At 45.5% G+C, this 17,407-nt stretch carries 11 protein-coding genes; 4 read left to right on the top strand and 7 right to left on the bottom strand.

Going from position 1 to position 17,407, the window contains the following annotated elements; all coding sequences use genetic code 11:
• Position 1: 1 nt before the first annotated feature.
• A complete protein-coding gene (locus tag MUK70_RS01110) occupies positions 2-3,151 on the bottom strand; it encodes a PAS domain S-box protein (protein WP_234655746.1) in 3,150 nt (1,049 codons plus the stop codon).
• A 485-nt stretch (positions 3,152-3,636) separates the two neighbouring features.
• Between MUK70_RS01110 and MUK70_RS01105 the strand changes: the two genes are divergently transcribed.
• On the top strand, positions 3,637-3,981 hold the full coding sequence (locus MUK70_RS01105) for a hypothetical protein (RefSeq protein WP_234655748.1): 345 nt from the start codon (positions 3,637-3,639) through the stop codon (positions 3,979-3,981).
• 377 nt (positions 3,982-4,358) lie between these two features.
• On the opposite strand, the gene MUK70_RS01100 is transcribed toward MUK70_RS01105, so the two are convergent.
• On the bottom strand, positions 4,359-4,748 hold the full coding sequence (locus MUK70_RS01100) for a putative immunity protein (RefSeq protein WP_234655749.1): 390 nt from the start codon (positions 4,746-4,748) through the stop codon (positions 4,359-4,361).
• 1,189 nt (positions 4,749-5,937) lie between these two features.
• Here MUK70_RS01100 and MUK70_RS01095 point away from each other — a divergent pair.
• Both MUK70_RS01095 and MUK70_RS01090 read left to right on the top strand, forming a co-directional pair.
• The gene (locus MUK70_RS01095) at positions 5,938-9,102 is read left to right on the top strand and encodes a PAS domain S-box protein (RefSeq protein ID WP_234655750.1); all 3,165 of its coding nucleotides are present in this window, start codon (positions 5,938-5,940) and stop codon (positions 9,100-9,102) included.
• 17 nt (positions 9,103-9,119) lie between these two features.
• Positions 9,120-9,515 carry a response regulator gene (locus tag MUK70_RS01090; protein ID WP_234655751.1) on the top strand — a complete coding sequence of 132 codons (396 nt, stop codon included), beginning with the start codon at positions 9,120-9,122 and terminating at the stop codon, positions 9,513-9,515.
• 151 nt (positions 9,516-9,666) lie between these two features.
• Here MUK70_RS01090 and MUK70_RS01085 read toward each other — a convergent pair whose 3' ends face one another.
• The 5 genes from MUK70_RS01085 to MUK70_RS01065 form a co-directional block, all read right to left on the bottom strand.
• Positions 9,667-11,163 (bottom strand): IMP dehydrogenase, encoded by a 1,497-nt coding sequence (locus MUK70_RS01085; RefSeq protein ID WP_234655752.1) that lies wholly within the window; start codon positions 11,161-11,163, stop codon positions 9,667-9,669.
• Positions 11,164-11,262: 99 nt separating this feature from the next.
• Complete coding sequence (locus tag MUK70_RS01080) at positions 11,263-11,952, bottom strand: LytR/AlgR family response regulator transcription factor (RefSeq protein WP_234655753.1); 690 nt, start codon at positions 11,950-11,952, stop codon at positions 11,263-11,265.
• The gene (locus MUK70_RS01075; protein ID WP_234655754.1) at positions 11,933-13,015 is read right to left on the bottom strand and encodes a sensor histidine kinase; all 1,083 of its coding nucleotides are present in this window, start codon (positions 13,013-13,015) and stop codon (positions 11,933-11,935) included. Before MUK70_RS01075 ends, MUK70_RS01080 begins: the two co-directional genes overlap by 20 nt.
• Positions 13,012-14,121, bottom strand: a complete 1,110-nt coding sequence (locus MUK70_RS01070; protein WP_234655755.1) for a serine hydrolase domain-containing protein — start codon at positions 14,119-14,121, stop codon at positions 13,012-13,014. Before MUK70_RS01070 ends, MUK70_RS01075 begins: the two co-directional genes overlap by 4 nt.
• A gap of 163 nt (positions 14,122-14,284) precedes the next feature.
• Positions 14,285-15,202, bottom strand: a complete 918-nt coding sequence (locus MUK70_RS01065; protein WP_234655756.1) for a hypothetical protein — start codon at positions 15,200-15,202, stop codon at positions 14,285-14,287.
• A 290-nt stretch (positions 15,203-15,492) separates the two neighbouring features.
• Here MUK70_RS01065 and MUK70_RS01060 point away from each other — a divergent pair, with 290 nt between their 5' ends.
• Positions 15,493-17,385, top strand: coding sequence for a MutS-related protein (locus tag MUK70_RS01060; protein ID WP_234655757.1), 1,893 nt, complete (start codon positions 15,493-15,495; stop codon positions 17,383-17,385).
• The last annotated feature ends 22 nt before the right edge of the window (positions 17,386-17,407 follow it).

Here is a 17,407-nt window from a genome sequence, read left to right as displayed (position 1 = left end):
TCTATTTAAATTCAGTTGTTTGCAGAGGTAAGTAAACTATAAATTCGCTGCCAGTCTCCGGGCCAGCGCTATGGACCTGAATCCGTCCGCCGTGTTTTTCAATAAAATCCTTCACCAGCGTCAGGCCCAGACCAAGGCCGTCGCGCAAGCGTGTCCGGGATGTGTTAACCTGGACGAATAATTCAAAAATCCGGTCCAGCTGGTCAGCAGGAATGCCAATACCATCATCGCGAACCCGCAGGATCGCATGAGGGTCTTCCTCCGTCAGCTCAACCCAGATGTGACCGTCTTCGTTGGTAAATTTAATGGCGTTTGATAAAAGGTTACGGACTGCCTGGATCAGGCGTGCAGGATCTCCATTCAAGTAAACCGGTTCGGCCGGAAGGGTCACGGTAAGATGACGACGTTCGCTACCGGCCATTGGACGCCCAGTCAGCACTGCGTCTTTCACAAGCGCAGCAAAGTCGAGATGCTCAAGTGTCAGTGTGACCTTACCCTGATTAATGCGGCTGACATCCAGAAGATCATCCACGAGTCGTACCAATTGGACAACTTCCCGCCGCATCATGGCAATGGCCTTGTCTAGTGCCAGCTTATCATGCATGCCGCCAGTCAGTTCCAGCACCATCAGTGTGTTGGATAGTGTAGCCATTGGGTTGCGCAACTCGTGTGCCAGCAAGGCGAGGAACTCATCCTTACGCCGGTCAGCGTCCAGGAGTGCTTCCTCTGCATTTTTACGATAGCTGATATCCAAAACAAATTCCACATACTCGTTTTCGATTAGTCGGGTGCCAGCAAACAAGCCCCACCAGCGCGAACCGTCGGGTCGTTCCAATTGCCGCTCAAAAGGAGAACTGCGGCCCACTGATCTGAGCTCCGCCAATGCTTGCTGCGCAACTGGCATCCAGTCCGGCAGTGTCATTCGATTGATATTTAGTTGCCCGCCCTCAACCTCGGACCGGGAAAAACCACTCATCCTCAAAAATGCTTCGTTGCAATGCGTGAAACTTCCATTTTCCTCAAAAAACAGGACACCGACTGTCGGAATGCTCAGCGCCCTTTGCAGCCGCTCTTGGGACCTTACGAGTGCCTGTTCGGCTTCTTTTCGGGCTGTTAGATCCCTCATCATCTTTAACACTCCGATAACACTGCCCGATTCACCAAGCAAAGGGGTGGTGACGCCCGAACCGTAGAAGCGGGAACCATCTTTACGCATATGCCAGCGTTCATTTTCGTAGCGGCCGGTCTCAAGCGCCTTCACTACCTCCAATTCAGGGGCACTATTGGCCCTGTCTTCGGGCACAAAGACAATGTCGCCCGACTTTCCGATCATATCCGCTTCGGTGAAACCCAGAATCTGTTCTGCTCCGTTATTCCAGCTGGTGACCTTACGGTTGATATCCAGCGTTAGTATGGCGTAGTCCTTGGCACTCTCCAGAATGGCGCGCTGTTGCTGTTCGCTGTGGCGTAAAGACTCTTCTGCCTGTTTTCGGTCTGTTATATCAAACATTACCCCGCTCATGCGAAAAGGTTTTCCATCCACGATACCCGTTACGCGCCCATACCCGTTCATCCATCGCACCGCTCCGCCGTTTTCCCGGACGATTCTGAAATCTGCATCATATAATCCATTTTCAGCGATGGCGCGCCTGATTTCCGCAGCAACCCTGGATTGATCATCTGGGTGGAGTCTGTCGAAAAATGCCGCCGATGGCAGCGCACTACTACCATCCACCTCCATACCATGAAGCCGAAAGTGCTGTGCATTCCACACCACCTGGTCAGTTTCGAGGTTCCATTCCCAGGTGGCTAGCTCAGTAGCGTCGATAGCCAGCCGGAGCCGTCTCTCGGAACCCGCCAGCGCCTCCTCCGCCTTCGCACGCTGCACAGCCGCCCATGTACGTTCTGCGACCTCGCCTACCAGCGAAACTTCCAAATCGGTCCATTGACGCGCATTACGCTGATGTATTTTCATGGCCGCCACCCATCTGCCTTCTTTATTAAGCGGGGTAATAATAAAAGCCCTCACCCCAATCCCAAGAAAAGCGTCGCGTTCGGCACCCGTCAATCGCTTGTCGTTTATGACATCATTAACGACTGCTGTATTTCCCAACTTAACTTCATCTATCAGCCATTTTCCAAATGGCGCAGCAGAAAACTTCCCGATAACAGGGATTATTTCCTCAGATGCCAGATAATTGCGTGAAATCAAATATTCACTTTCTGCGCCTGCTATCTCGGCGTACATGACGCGGTCTGTTTTAAGCCTGGATCCGATCAGAAATGCCGCGGTCTGCTGAATATCAAGGGAATCGGCAAGCGGTCTTAGCTTATCGCTCAGTTCCAACAGAAATACCTTCCTTTCCTCTGCTATTTTGCGCTTTGTAATGTCACGGGCGGTTCCAAACCATTCTGTAATCTCCCCCCGCGTGCCCAGCAAAGGCATAGCCCTGGAAAATGTCCAGCCAATGCTGCCGTCAGCACGGAATACCTGGTGTTCCAGTTCAAAAAGGCTTTTGGCAGTTATAGCTTCGTCAATAGCCGCGCGTACTCTTTTCTGATCTGCCTCTGGAATATATTGCTCAAACCATTTTTCATTCGTCCTTGTAGTATCGGCCAGGAAGTCAAAACCTTTCAGACTGATCATCACATGCCAGTCGGCACTCATGCGGTATAATGTATCCGAACTTAGCATGGTTAAAAGCCGGAGCTGGGTTTCTGCCTGGGTAAAACTGGCCCGGGTTTGTTTTAGCTCCGAAATGTCAGTGCATGCCCCTACCCACTTAACAACTGTTCCATCGGCTGCCAGAACGGGAATTATTTTAATGTCGTTCCAGCACCAGTTGCCGTCGGGCCGTTGCAGGCGACAAGCTACATTCAGCATTTCTTCGTTTTGAACGGCTGTCTGCCAGCGGGTCAAAACATCGATCCTATTGTCCGGATGGACAGATCCCATCCAGCCTTCCTCCATCCATTGCTGAATTCCTTGGCCTGTATATGCCCGCCAGCCGGGAGCATCTTCCAGGACTGTTCCGCTGGCATCTGTTTGCCAGCTTGCCTCTGCCAGAGATTCAACCAACAGTTTGTATTCAAAAGGATTTAGCTCACTGAAAGGTTGGCTATGTGGCGCTGAGTCTGGCTCTTTGATCATTGATAACAATTTAAAGTGTGCCCGCTGAAAGTTAATCCGTTTCAATGATTTTCTTCTTTGTCCCCACTAATACGGGAAAATGCACGCAGATCAAGGTTGCCTTGCAAACCACTGCTTTCGCGCTGATAATCCGACGCGGCGAAGATAAAATCATGCCAGGAACTTGGAGCCTTGCAAGTCTACGATACAGCTACGGCCAAAATCAAATGCAGCATCCCGGGAGGCGCCTGGCTGCCTAGGCTGAAGAAGGTGTTGCTCGTTGCGATAGTGGCAAAGGCCAACCAGCTCGGGAAACATGGCCTGGGCATTGAACACGAGCATATTTCGGGTTTTTCATTAACTGCCGTTTAATCTCTGATCTGATTAAAATTCAATCACATTTTTTAATGAAACAAAACGGCTGTTACCAGTGGTAGGCCACTGCTGATGGAATGATTTTTATGCGGCCGGTTGCCACTTTTGAACTTAACTAAAACCAAAAAATTATGAATACGAAGACAATTTCTATCGCGTTATCACTTCTGCTGTCGGCTGGAACGCTTCTGGCACAATCCACCGCAACCCAGAAAAAGGACAAAGAGCCGACACAAAAAGTTACAGCGGGTGACCAGTCACAGAGTAGTAAAGGAGGCAGCATTACCAGTGAGGCTACTACCGGCAACCCTCCAACGCATATTGATAAAACCAATAGCGTTCCCGCTGCCAGCAATCCCCAAAACACAGGTGTGAACGCATCAAGCAGGAAGAAATCCGGGTCAACAGTTCAGGGCGGCAGGGACGCTGGGGGCAAAAACCCCAAGAAAGCCGGTCAGCAGCCAGGGAAACAGTAAGGTAAGTGCAGCCGCTTCCTAAATTAAGATTATGGCCGTCAACGAAAGAAATGCCGCTGCGAAGCTTAATATAAACTGATTATGAGTCAAGGTGCGCATGAAGCCATCTGCGCGATTCGCAACCGAATTGTCCATATTTTTAGCATTTTATTACCATTACTATTGTATAATTAATAAACACTTTTTACCTTCATCCTAATCAGATGGTCACTTACGCGTCCAGAAAGCCCGTAAGCTCGAATAACCTACTGAAAAAAAACGAAATCGTTGAAAAATTTGCAAAGCCGGAGCCCATGGTTCCGGCTTTTGTTTGTTTTTTATGGCAGGAATCACCTAGCTGACGACGCACTACTATTGCAAGTTCACACTTTCACCGCCTATTTACGGGCCGTAAGGACAAGCGTCCGGATAGATTCGGGCAATTGCTGATTTTGCCACTGCTTTTCTGAGGGCCTATCCTCGTTATTTAGTGCTTTTAAGGCATAATCAACTGCTCTTAAAGCATGGTCAGCCATGTGAGCGGTCGCAACTGCGTGCCCAATGGCACGAGCTGCGGAGATCTTTGCCGGATCTTTGAGTTCATTGGCAATAGCAATAGCGGCAAGCGCCGCGCTCCGTGCATCACCAACAGAAGCCTTACCGTGCTTCCATGCCTGGCCTACATCCAGAATCTTTGTTAACGAAGTATTTGAATGCTCTCCAATGTGCACCAGCGCATGTTTTACACAATTAGAAGCCCATTCCATTAAGTCCTTATGCTCTTGCATTTGTAAAGGACCACCGCGGTGTGTTGCAACAAATCTCCTGTCTCGCATTTCCGTATGCTCAATAAGCTGTTAAAGTTGCGTTAGTAAGGTAATCCCGGCAATTTAATAATTAACATTTTTTATCAGTCTGCCCAATACGTTTTGTGCGGAATTTGTGAACAAGTTGCGGCAGAATTAACCTCTGCTCGGCAACTTTGAATTGGCATTCCTGCGTTTTTTTGAATATTGACAATTTATAATTTTTCTAAGTTCGAAAAAAAAGTGGCCTTACAGCTGTTATGAATGGCAAACGAGACATACACCAGCAGATTAGTGCAAAAAAAAACGTCTCTAATGTAACTGCAAGGCTATTTGCTATGGGTTTTGATTGCAATCCAGGCATGGAAATTGAAGTATATCTATGTCTGCTAAGGACCACACTATTCGCATACTTATGAAAAATAAAGGTACTTTACTAATAGCTTCTCTTCTACTGGCACTATGCTTGCTGTTGAAAGAGTCCCGTCATCGCCAGTTAGAAAATAAAAATAACAGCAGGCCGCAGTCTGCCGGTCAGCTGGTAAGCAATACGGCATCAAAGGAAAATTTTTACAAATAACACCACAAGCCTGTTCACATGGCTCTCGCGGTGTGTTCCAGGCATATTACATCTATACTCAACGTTAAAAATTGACCGGGTTGACTAATCGTCTTCCCGGTTTTTTATTGTCCCGGCGCTGGCTTGGATTGGCGCAGGATGGGTGAATGATTGAATGATCGAATGACTGAATGACCGAATGACTGAATGATTGAATGATTGAATATTTTCTTTATTCGTCGATTCAGGCAGCGCCCGCGCCCCTCTAAAGATTAAACATGATTCATTTATTTATTCAGTCAGTCATTCACTCATTCATTCAGTCATTCAGTCATTCAGTCATTCGATCATTCACTCATTTCCCCCTGCACTATAATAATAATTTTATATTTTGTAGAAATAATTTGCTACTTTCTTTAAACAATCCATATATTTCTTTTGCTTAAATATCTGTAATCGGTAATAACTGATCAGGGAAAAAAGCATTTATCCGAGCAGAGTGTCCAGGGTGCTATAACCAACTTATTACCAGTCGCAAACAAATTGACCAGGCAAGGAAAGTGATCCGTATCCGTCGGTTATTGCTGCAACAGACAAGTAAAATACATTCAAATGAAAAGTAGTCTGAACATCGTTTACCTGGAAGATTCACCATTTGCGGCAAGCGCAGTAAAACAAGCCTTACACAAAGGAAACATAACTGCTGAAATACGGGTGACTGGCACAAGGGAAGAGTTCATAAGTGCTGTTACCGGCTTTTTACCTGATGTGATCCTTGCAGAATACAGCTTGCCCGGCATCAACTGCTGTCAGGCGCTCGACTTTTTAAAACAAAGTGGACTCAGCATCCCCTTTATTATCATTTCTGATTCTATATCCGATGAAATGGCTCAGGAACTGGTAGTGATTGGTGTAGATGATTATATAATTAAAAGCCAGGCTGGCCGCCTTCCCTTCGCTGTTTTAAAAAGCTTGGAGAAATACCAGTTCAAGAACCAACAACAAAAATTGCTACAACTGTTAACGGACAGCGAAGAGCGTTTCCGTGCACTTGTGGAAAACAGTAGTGATGCAGTCGTTATACTTGACAATCAGGCCCGACCGGTGTATGCATCGCCAGCAGTGACAAACGTTCTGGGCTATACGCCCGAAGAAGTGATTGGCATGGACATCGTCTCGAAGGCGCACCCCGAGGATGTGCCAGCAATATTGAAGGCTATGGAAAGAGTCTTTGCAAATCCGGGCGTGACCATGCCCGGGCATACCAGCCGGATGCTTCACAAGGACGGAAATTGGCGATGGATTGAAGCCACGATAACTAATCTTTTACATGAACCCGCAATAAACGGCATTGTAGACAATTTCCGGGATATTACCGACAAGAAAGCCAGTGAAGAGAAAATACACCATCTAAACCGGCTGTATGCATTTTTGAGCCAGGTTAATCACACACTTGTACATGCGCTGGATATACAAACCGTTTTTAAGCAGGTTTGCAAGATTGCCATTGAAACCGGAAAGTTTCGGGGCGCATGGGTTGGTATTTACTCGGACAGTAGCGGCACAGTAACAGTAGCCGAGCAAAAAGGCATTGCAGAACCCTACATGACAGGCTTTGTAACTGCTGCTCAAGAGCAAGAAGAATTGGCCGCAGCGTTACAATTGCAGCCTTACTATGTAACAAACGATATACAGCAAGACTTCCTATCTGAAAATTGGAAAGCACTGGCTGCTGCTGCCGGATACCAATCCTGCATGGTGCTGCCCCTCAAAAGATCGGGCAAGATCATAGGGAGTCTTCACTTGTATGCGTCGGAAACGAATATTTTCACCAAGGCCGAAACCACATTATTGCAAGAAGCGGCAACAGGCATTTCATTTTCTCTGGAATTTTTTGAACGTGAGCGCCTTAAACTTGTAGCAGACGAACAGCTCAAACACAAAGAAAGACGTTTGAGCCAGGCGCAGGCCATTGCCCATCTAGGGAGTTGGGAAACGGACCTGGTAACAAATTCCAGCATATGGTCGGAAGAGGCGTGCAGGATTTACGGTTTACCTGAAAACGATAATGAGCAGTCAACCCAAGCGTGGTTATCCTTTGTACATCCGCAAGACCTGCAATATGTGGTCAAAGCCAATCAACGCGTCTTGGACTCCATGCAGCCCTTTAATTACCAGCACCGTATCATACGAAAGGACGGACAAATCAGGTATCTGCATGTGCAGACCCATATTGAGCTCGATACCTGGGGACAGCCCATAAGCCTGTATGGCGTATTGCAAGATGTAACCCAGAATGAAATGTCCAGCCAAGCGCTAAGGCTTTCAGAGTCCAATCTGAATGCAATCATGAATAACACCGATGCGCTTATCTATTCGCTGGATAGGAACTACAGATACATTACCTGTAACCAGGCACATAAAAGGGTGATGAAAGAAAAATATGGTATAGATGTGCAGCCAGGATATGACATCCGTGATTCTATTGGCAAGTTTGACCCGGGGTCTATCCCTGAGTGGGAACATATCAATGCGCGGGCGTTTGGCGGCGAAGTTTTAAAATTCGAAAAACAGCTCAACGTGCATGGTATACCATGTCACTTTAAGTTCTCGATTCACCCCATAAAAGAAAATAATAAGGTCACAGGCCTTTCCTGCTTTGTCAACGACATCACCAGAGAAAGACAGGCCGAAGAAAAAGTGCTCAAAGCTCTTGAAGAAAAAAATGTGATCCTGGAGAGTATTGGGGACGCGTTTTTTGCCGTGGATAATAACTGGATTGTCTCGTATTGGAACAAGAAGGCTGAGATCGTCTTAAAGTGCCCGAAAGAAACCATACTTGGCAGAAGCGTCTGGGATGTTTTTCCCGATGCCGTTGATACTTTATTTTATGAATCATATCATAAGGCAGTTGAACAAAACACGATCCAGCATTTTGAAGCTTATTATGAAAGGGACAATATCTGGTTCGAGGTATCAGCTTATCCATCAGCCAGTGGGCTTTCAATTTATTTCCGGGACATTACATCACGAAAGAATTCCGAGGTGGAGCTTAAAGAACTTAATGAAAACTTGCGCACTTACACAAATGAGCTTATTGAGTCAAAAAAAGGGCTTGAACAATTTTCCTATATCGTATCCCACAACTTGCGCGCACCGGTGGCTAACATCATCGGACTGGCCGAGCTTTTGGGACAGAATATTTATCCCCCAGAAGTAAAAGAAGAATTTTTGACAGGCATTATCGTGAATGTCAAAAGGCTGGACAACGTCATTTTGGACCTTAACACAATCTTGCAGGTTAAAAGAGATGTTAGCGAAAAACGGGAATCAGTCGACTTATGTGAAATGATAGATGACATTAAGCTTGATCTGGAAACAACATTAAAAAAAGAACAGGTAAAAATAGTTACCGATTTTGAGGCCGCAAGCCAGCTTTTTATCATCAAAAGTTATCTGCACAGCATTTTTTATAATCTGATAGCGAACTCTGTCAAGTACCGTCAGCCGGAGGTAGCGCCAGTAATTCACATTAAAAGCAGCCAGGCTGATGACATTGTCATTATTTCCGTTCTGGATAATGGCCTGGGCATCGATCTGGATAAAAAAGGCAAACAGCTTTTTGGCCTCTATAAGCGCTTCCATCAGCATGTGGAAGGAAAAGGAATGGGTTTGTTTATGGTAAAGACACAAGTTGAAATGCTTGGAGGAAAAATTTATGTGAATAGCGCAGTCGATAAGGGTACCGAGTTTAGGATGGAATTTCGTTCCAATTAAAATTGAACTGCCATTAGATGAAAACAGCCTTACGGTTTATTGTCGTTGATGACGACCCTATTAATAATATGGTCTGCAAGTATGTTATTACAAACTTTGCTCCGGCGGCCGGCATCCAGCTTTTTACTGACCCGGAGAAAGCCCTGCAATTCATTCAAAACGAACACGATCACGAATCAGACAACCAGGAAACAGTACTGTTTTTGGATATCAATATGCCAGTGATGAGTGGTTGGGAGTTTTTAGACGCATATAGCTCTTTTGAAGATAAGCTTCATAGCCAAATAAAGATCATTATCCTTTCTTCCTCCATTGATCCGGAAGATATCGAGCAGGCCAGGAACCACCCACTTGTCAGCGGGTATTTCCCAAAGCCACTGAGCAAAGAGACATTAATGAATATGAATGAGTAGGATTAAACGATCCGCATTTAAAGCGTCAAGCCTTGCAAGCTATTGCAGTCTCTACGGGTCGTTTTGATCATTTTAATTATTGTTGCAAGTAAAATTGAAAGTGCTTAATGACGGAATCAGCGGGAACATTAGGCATCTGCTACCAGCGCTGTCACCTGTTTGCATCTTTCAATATTACATCGTGCGCACCGCCTTCGACAATGCTCACGGAAGATACTAGGGTGATCTTGGCTTTGTTTTTAAGCATGGTTATGGAAGTCGTTCCGCAACTACACATGGTTGACTTAATTTTCCCAAGCGTTACGGCCAGGTTATCCTTCAATCTACCCGCATAAGGTACATAGCTGTCCACGCCCTCCTCGAATTTCAGGCCATCATCACCACCCATATCGTAACGTTGCCAGTTGCGCGCCCTGTTGGATCCTTCTCCCCAATATTCTTTCACATAGTTGCCGTTGACGAGTAACTTTCTGGTAGGGCTTTCGTCAAACCTGGCAAAATATCTCCCCATCATTAAAAAATCTGCACCCATCGCAAGAGCCAGCACCATATGGTAATCCTGGGCAATCCCCCCGTCCGAACATATAGGTATATACGTACCCGTAGAAGCATAGTAATCATCCCGGGCCTGCGCAACCTCAATGAGCGCTGTTGCCTGTCCGCGGCCAATTCCTTTTTGTTCCCTGGTGATGCATATTGAACCTCCTCCAACGCCAACCTTCACAAAATCAGCTCCTGCTTCCACCAAGTAGAGAAAACCTTCTTTATCAACAACATTACCTGCGCCGACTTTGACACTGTCACCGTACTCGCTTTTAATGTACTCAAGCGTATCTTTTTGCCATTCCGAGAACCCGTCAGACGAATCAATACAAAGCACATCAGCACCGGCTCCAATCAAGGCAGGCACCCTTTCTTTATAGTCCCGCGTGTTAATTCCAGCGCCGACCAGCAACTTCTTTTGCTCATCAGACAACTCGGAGGGATTTTCCTTATGATGATCGTAGTCTTTTCTGAAAACAAAAAATTTGAAGTTGCCGTCCTCATCAATGACGGGCAGGCTATTAAGCTTATGTTCCCAGATGATATCATTGGCCTGATTCAATGTCACCCCCAGTTTAGCAGTAACCAACTCGGACAATGGTGTCATGAATGAATGGACTTTCTTGTCTAAACCATCTGTTGAAACTCTATAGTCCCTTCCAGTAACTATGCCTAGCAGCTTGCCATTTGCCGTTCCATCACTGGTTATGGCGATTGTTGAATGTCCTTTTTTCGCTTTGAGTGAAAGTACGTCCGACAAGGTGTTCTCCGGAGTTAAATTTGCCGTACTGACTACAAATCCCGCTTTATAATTTTTAACCTTACGGATCATCTCAACCTGATCTTCAATAGACTGAGACCCAAAAATGAATGATAAGCCGCCATTTTTTGCCAAAGCAATGGCCATCTGGTCATCAGACACCGACTGCATAATGGCTGATACAAAGGGAATATTTAACTCAATTGCGGGTTTTCCGTTGCCATCGAACTTTGTGAGTGGCGTTGCTAGCGATACTTTGTTAGGAACACAGTCCTTTGTTGTCAATCCTGGAATTAAAAGATACTCACTAAATGTTCTTGACGTCTCGTTTAGATACTGTGCCATACGTTGATATACTTTCAATATTTATGTGCAATCAGTTGCCCATAATAATAACAATAAGCAAAAGACAGGAGAAATAATTCCAACTGACTACTGTTTGATCTACTTGGCAGGCCGACCAATACGCTCGTAGAAAATGTCGCGATATTTGTCTGATATGGGAATTACGGTTTGAAAAATTTTGATCCTGTCGCGTTCGATGGATTCGATCTTATTCAAAGCAACCAAATATGATTTGTGAACACGACAAAATCGCTGGTGGGGTAAGCGCTGTTCCAACTCGCCAAAAGTTTCCAGGGTCATGATCTTTTCCGTCTCAACGTGAATGCGCCGGTAGTCACGCATTCCTTCAATGAAAATGATCTGATCCAAACTTATCTTTTGAAGACGATATTCTGCTTTTACAAACAAAAATGAGCTTTCAGGTTCGTTATCATGCTTTCCAAAAGTTTGCCGTACCCGGGTCACGGCTTGTAAAAACCGCTCAAAGGTGTAGGGTTTTAACAAATAGTCGTCTACTTGTAAATCGAATGCCCTGAGCGCATAATGATCAAAAGCGGTCGTCAGGATCACAGCGGGGCGCACCGGCAAAACTTCCAGAAGCTGCAAGCCGGTAATGCCATCCATTTCAATGTCCAAAAATATAAGATCAATCGGTTCACGTTGAATGATCGGGATCGCATCCAGGGCGTTGTCCACCGCATCCATGAGCGTCAGAAACGGTAAGCGGGCGACAAACTCTTTTAGACGCAGCATAGCCAGGGGTTCATCTTCAATCAGCAGGCAGCGCATAGGTTTTCAGTGATAGGGTTAGGTCTACGGAATAAGTTGTATCTGTGGCCTTTACAAGCAATTTATGGCGTTCCGGGTAGAGCAAAGCTAATCGTTTGCCAAGCAGTTTCTGCCCGATGCCCCCCTGATTTTCTCTTGTTAATTTAGATGGATCAATAACATTGACACATTGGAAATGAATGTGTTCATTGCTTATCTTAATGTTAATGCGGATGCCGTCGGTGATTTTTTTGTTTGCGGCATATTTGAATGCATTTTCAATGTAAGGCATAAACAGCATTGGGGTAATTTCTAACCCGTCTGCCTGGCCATCGATCAGCAACGAGACATATTGTTCATTAGACATTCTGATTTTCTGCAATTCAATATACTTTTCAATCGACGCAATTTCCTGTGCCAAGGGGATCTGATTGGCCTGCGTTTCGTATAAGCTGAACCGCAACAGGTCAGAAAGCTTATTCAAATAGGCGGAAGCCTTCGCGGCATCATGCCCGATTAGAATGTCGATATTATGAAGCGTGTTAAACAAGAAGTGCGGGTTCAGTTGCGACTTCAATAAGGCTAGTTCCGTTTGCAGCGCCTGGTTTGCTATTTGTTCTTTCAGGTGAATGTCGGTATACCAGGTTATCGATGCGCGCAGAAGGGCGCCTGTCAATGCATTGACAAGCGCCAGCAGTGTAAAACCCGCCAGTAAAATCAGTTGATCCGAACCAGAAAATAGGATCCACTGCCATTGATTAAGAGCAATATAAATGATTACTGTGGTAACTAATGAGACCAGCAGGACCGATAAGATGGCAACCCCCAGGCTTATAAGCAAGCCGATACGAACGAAATGATTAATGTTGCGCGTCACCAGGTAGCGGGGAACGAGCCACAAATAAAATGCGTAAAAACTACTAATCCCTGTCAGTAAGCTGAACAGCAGAATAGCTATCCAATCCTCTGTGTCGGGCAAGGCGAACCCGTCACTTGCCTGCGAGATAAAAAACACAAAACTGATCAGAAAGGCAAACAGCAGCCAATAGCCCACATGTAATGCAATGAGATGAATCTTTTTCATTGGTTTGTGGCTAAAAAGAATTGTGCAATTGTCTGGGCTTCGGGCAAGTTAATATTGACACCGCTCATGTTGGCTGTAAAGGCTACGACCAACTTTTCGTCCGGGTAAATAAGAAGAAACGTCCTTCCGCCATCAATAGAGCCTCCGTGGTGTATAATTGGCTTTTTCATACTATCTGTCCCGATACGCCAGCCCATCCCATAATAGGTGTTGGTGCCGTCTGCCAGAAGCTGGGGTTTTAATAGCATGGCGATTGTTTCAGGACGGAGCGTTGTGTGGTTAAGCAGTCCACGACCGAATTTAACCAGATCGGAGGGGGTGGATAAAAGCCCTCCGCCTGCCCATTTGTAGCTGTTGTCGACCATGGCAGCGTTCACTAATTTTGTTTTACTGTGCTCGTAGAACCGCACGCGTCCGCTGACCAGACTGTCGGAATAGTCAGCTCCGGTGCTTGTCATATCCAGCGGATCAAAGACGACTTTTTTCATAAAGGAGAGATAGTCAGTATGGCTTGCCCCTTCAATAACCGCGCTCAGCAATGAATAGCCATAGGTGGAGTATCCGTATGCGGTACCCGGCCGAAAAAGTAGACTGTCGTTACTGAAAATACCTAATCCATCGTGCACACTGGGATAGCGGACGGGGCAGGCAATCGGGTCATTGTCTTGATAGTGGCGGATTCCAGCAGTGTGCGTAGCTAACTGGCGGGGAGTAATCGGATACTTTTTTGTCGGAAACGCGGGCACGTATTGTTGGACAGGCACATCCGGATCCAATTTACCATCTTCCACCAACCGGCCAATGGCAAATGAGGTGAGTGATTTGGAAACCGAACCCAACCGGAATTTGGAGTGGATAGTAACGGGTTGCAGGTTTTCCAGGTCGGCATAGCCAAAGCCTTCTGCCCAAAGTATTCCACTGGCACTTCCCACGCAGACCGAAATTCCCGGAATATCCTGTTTTACACGTAATGAGTCGACGTAGCGCTGCGCGGATCTGATTGCTTTTCGGAAAGCTCTGCTCTCAATGGGTTTTGTTGTTGTTTTTACTTGTGCGCAGACGGGAAAAATGAATAACAGGCCGAATAGGAATGTAAGGATTCTCATGATACGAAGCAGTTAGTTAATTACCAGGCCAAAGGTGAGCCTATGCCTTTCCAGCCCAAAACATATTCTGCCTCTTGCACATTTTTGCCTGCAAGTCAGTGATTTTGCCCGATATCTGATTGGCTATCCCAGCCTGTGCACTTCGCGTGAGCTTACCGGCTTTCTATTCGTCGGAAAGTTCGCTTGAATAGCCCGGTTTAATGAGTGCCAGCATATACACGCCACACCCGATAAAATAGGTCAGAAATGTCCAGATCACCTTCTGGTTGTCTTTATTTTCGAATACTTTATTTTTAGCCTCAAGAATTACAAATTCGTTATTAATCGGTCTTTGCAGGGCATTCCTGACTGCATTGCGGAAACCCTGGCGATCGAATGAGGCGGGTTTGCGTTCGAAATGATCCAGTCTTTGAAAATCGTAGTTGATCATCTTGTTCACACATTCCTGGTAAAAAGCCTGGAAGCGTTTTTGCTTTTCCTGGCTGTTTAAGTAGTTGCTGATTTTCTTGTTAAATTTAACTCCGTACCAGAAACGGGGCGTCCTTGTAATAAACTGCTTCTTGTGCGTCAGGATTGGGTTTACAAAATAAATGTCAAACTTAAGATTGCTCTGAAATCGCCCATCCACGCTCGATGTGTAATAAGCGCCTCCGATCGGCTTATACACTGCAAACGTATCGATTTTATAGTATCTGGCTTCTTTCATTTGCTCAATTTGCTTCACATCCTTTACCACTACCATTCTGCTTTCAAATGTGGAAAGATATGCTTGCGACACTGCAAGCATTCCAAAAAGCGTAAAATAACCGATGAGCTGCAACTGCTCCACGCGACTACGTTGGCTTTTACGGAAAGTCAACCGCTCGAATTTCATCCAATACCAAATTGGCCCAAGGGCGATAAATGCAGGAATGTATAGTTCCCACATTTCTTCATTAACTTCAAGAAGCGGATACTGACCCATAAATAACCACCACCGTACCAGGCCGAGCACAAGCACCGAACTCCAAACTACGATAGTGAACAAGGGCAAAACAGATTTGAGCTTTAAAAGGTATCGCTTGTTCAAAGGGATGTACATATAACTGGTGAACATTTAGCCACTGCAAGATTGTGCATCATAAATGGATAGTTTACATTACGCTCGTATAAAACAATTCAGCTTCACCGCAACTGTCAGCAACCTATTCCTACTTCCATGAGGTGTGTTTTCGCTTTGCACATGAAAGCGCGCTAAGTATCAAAAATACCGACGTTGCTGGCTACTGGTTGGTTTGACCTCACGACTATGTAACCGATAAAACCGCTCACATTAATGATAATATATAAAATTTACTTTTATATTGCGATTAATAACTTAGTTCAGCGCGCATGCAGTCAACTTTTCAAGACAACATTGAACAATACGAGACACAAATTTCCTCTTTGAATAAACAACTCAAACACGTTTCGTCTTTGAGATTGCTTGTTTTCGTGGGATCATTGGTACTTCTACTCATTCTGGCTAACGCAAGGTCAGCTGCTCTTGTGATGATAACACTGGCTGTCGGTGTGATTGCATTTGGACTCGTGCTTAACCGGTATAACCTGTTGGTGCGTACTAAAAATCGGCTGACTTTCCTGAAACAAATCAATGAACGGGAGGTGCTTATCCAGCAGCGAAAGTTAAATGGTATAGACAGTGGAGCTGAATTTCTTAACGCCGATCATGCATACGCTGATGATCTTGATATTTTCGGCCAACATTCTCTTTTCCAAATCCTAAACCGCACAACCACAGAGCCTGGCAAGATGCAGCTGGCAAGTTGGTTAATGCGACCGGCCGAACCTGATCTGATTTTGGAAAGGCAAAAGGCGGCAGCTGAGCTGGCTACCAAAATTGACTGGCGACAGGAATTTCAAGCTGCCGGCATGCCATTTCTTAACCCCAAAAGCAGCTATTTGCTACTGATTAAGTGGATTGAGGCTCCTGCCAACCTGCTACCGCAACGAAGGAGGTATCTGATAAGCGCAATTGTGCTTGGACTTGTCGCCACCCTGGCCGGAGCGCTTGGTATCCGTCATCTTTTCCTGTTTCTTTTTTTAAATGAGCCTTTTTCAATTGTATTGATACTGCCCATAATCGTAAGCCTGATTGTCAATCGACAGGTTATCAAAAGAATGCGGGCCAATACCGAGCGCACGCTCAATGATCTTCAATATTGCGTGCCTATGCTTGCGGCCAGCGAGTCGCTGATTAGCCTAATTGAATCGGCATCATTGGATAGTGAATTACTACAAAAATGGCAGTCTGTTTTCCGAATCAAAGAATATTCAGCAGAAAGTGAAATCCTGCGCCTCAGGAAAACACTGGAAGCATTCCAGCAACGTGGGTCCAGGCAAATGATAGGCAAAAATGACTTTTACGGTATTTTTAATTCTATTTGGCTTCTGGATATTTACTTTATCCTCACCACCGAGCTTTGGAAAGCCAGAAACGGGTCTAAGCTTAAAGAATGGAGTACGGCTATCGGTAATTTTGAAGCCATCAGCAGTCTTGCCGGGTTTACTTATGCTAACCCTGAATTTGTTCTTCCGAGTATAGCTGAAGACAATTATCGGATTCGTTTCGAAGGTCTGGGTCACCCGTTACTGAAACAGCATCAGCGCATTTGCAATGATTTTGAATTGGTAGAAAAAGGGTCCGTTGTAATTATAACCGGCTCCAATATGGCAGGCAAAAGTACTTTCCTCAGGACGGTCGGATGCAATTTGGGCCTGGCCATGATTGGCGGACCATGCTGTGCTTTGTCGGGACAAATTTCCCCGGTACAGCTATTCACCAGCATGCGGACGCAGGATAATCTGGAAGAAGGAATATCCTCATTTTATGCCGAGCTCAAACGTATAGAGATGCTTTTGAAACTGATTGCCAGTGGCCAGCCCGTTTTCTTCTTATTAGACGAGATGTTCAAAGGAACGAACTCGGACGACCGCTACAAGGGCGGAGTTTCACTGATCCGGCAGTTAAGTGCACTTAATGCATTTGGAATGATTTCGACCCATGATTTACAACTGGCAAAAGTTGCAAGTCAGCATTTACCGGTTCGAAATTACAGTTTCAATAGTGAGCTGCTGGATGAAAAGATCATTTTCAACTACAAGCTCACTGAGGGATTTTGTACTGACTTTAATGCAAGCGCATTAATGAAAAAAAGCGGAATAGAGATCTTAGAGGAAGGAATATGGATGCAAAGCCCCCTTACACCTGATAATTTTATTTAAAAATACGGAATCCTAGCTGTGC

The organism is Dyadobacter chenwenxiniae (assembly GCF_022869785.1).
GTDB lineage: Bacteria > Bacteroidota > Bacteroidia > Cytophagales > Spirosomataceae > Dyadobacter > Dyadobacter chenwenxiniae.
The sequence above is the reverse complement of the archived record's forward strand: the minus strand, read 5'-3'. Positions and strand labels throughout refer to the sequence as shown.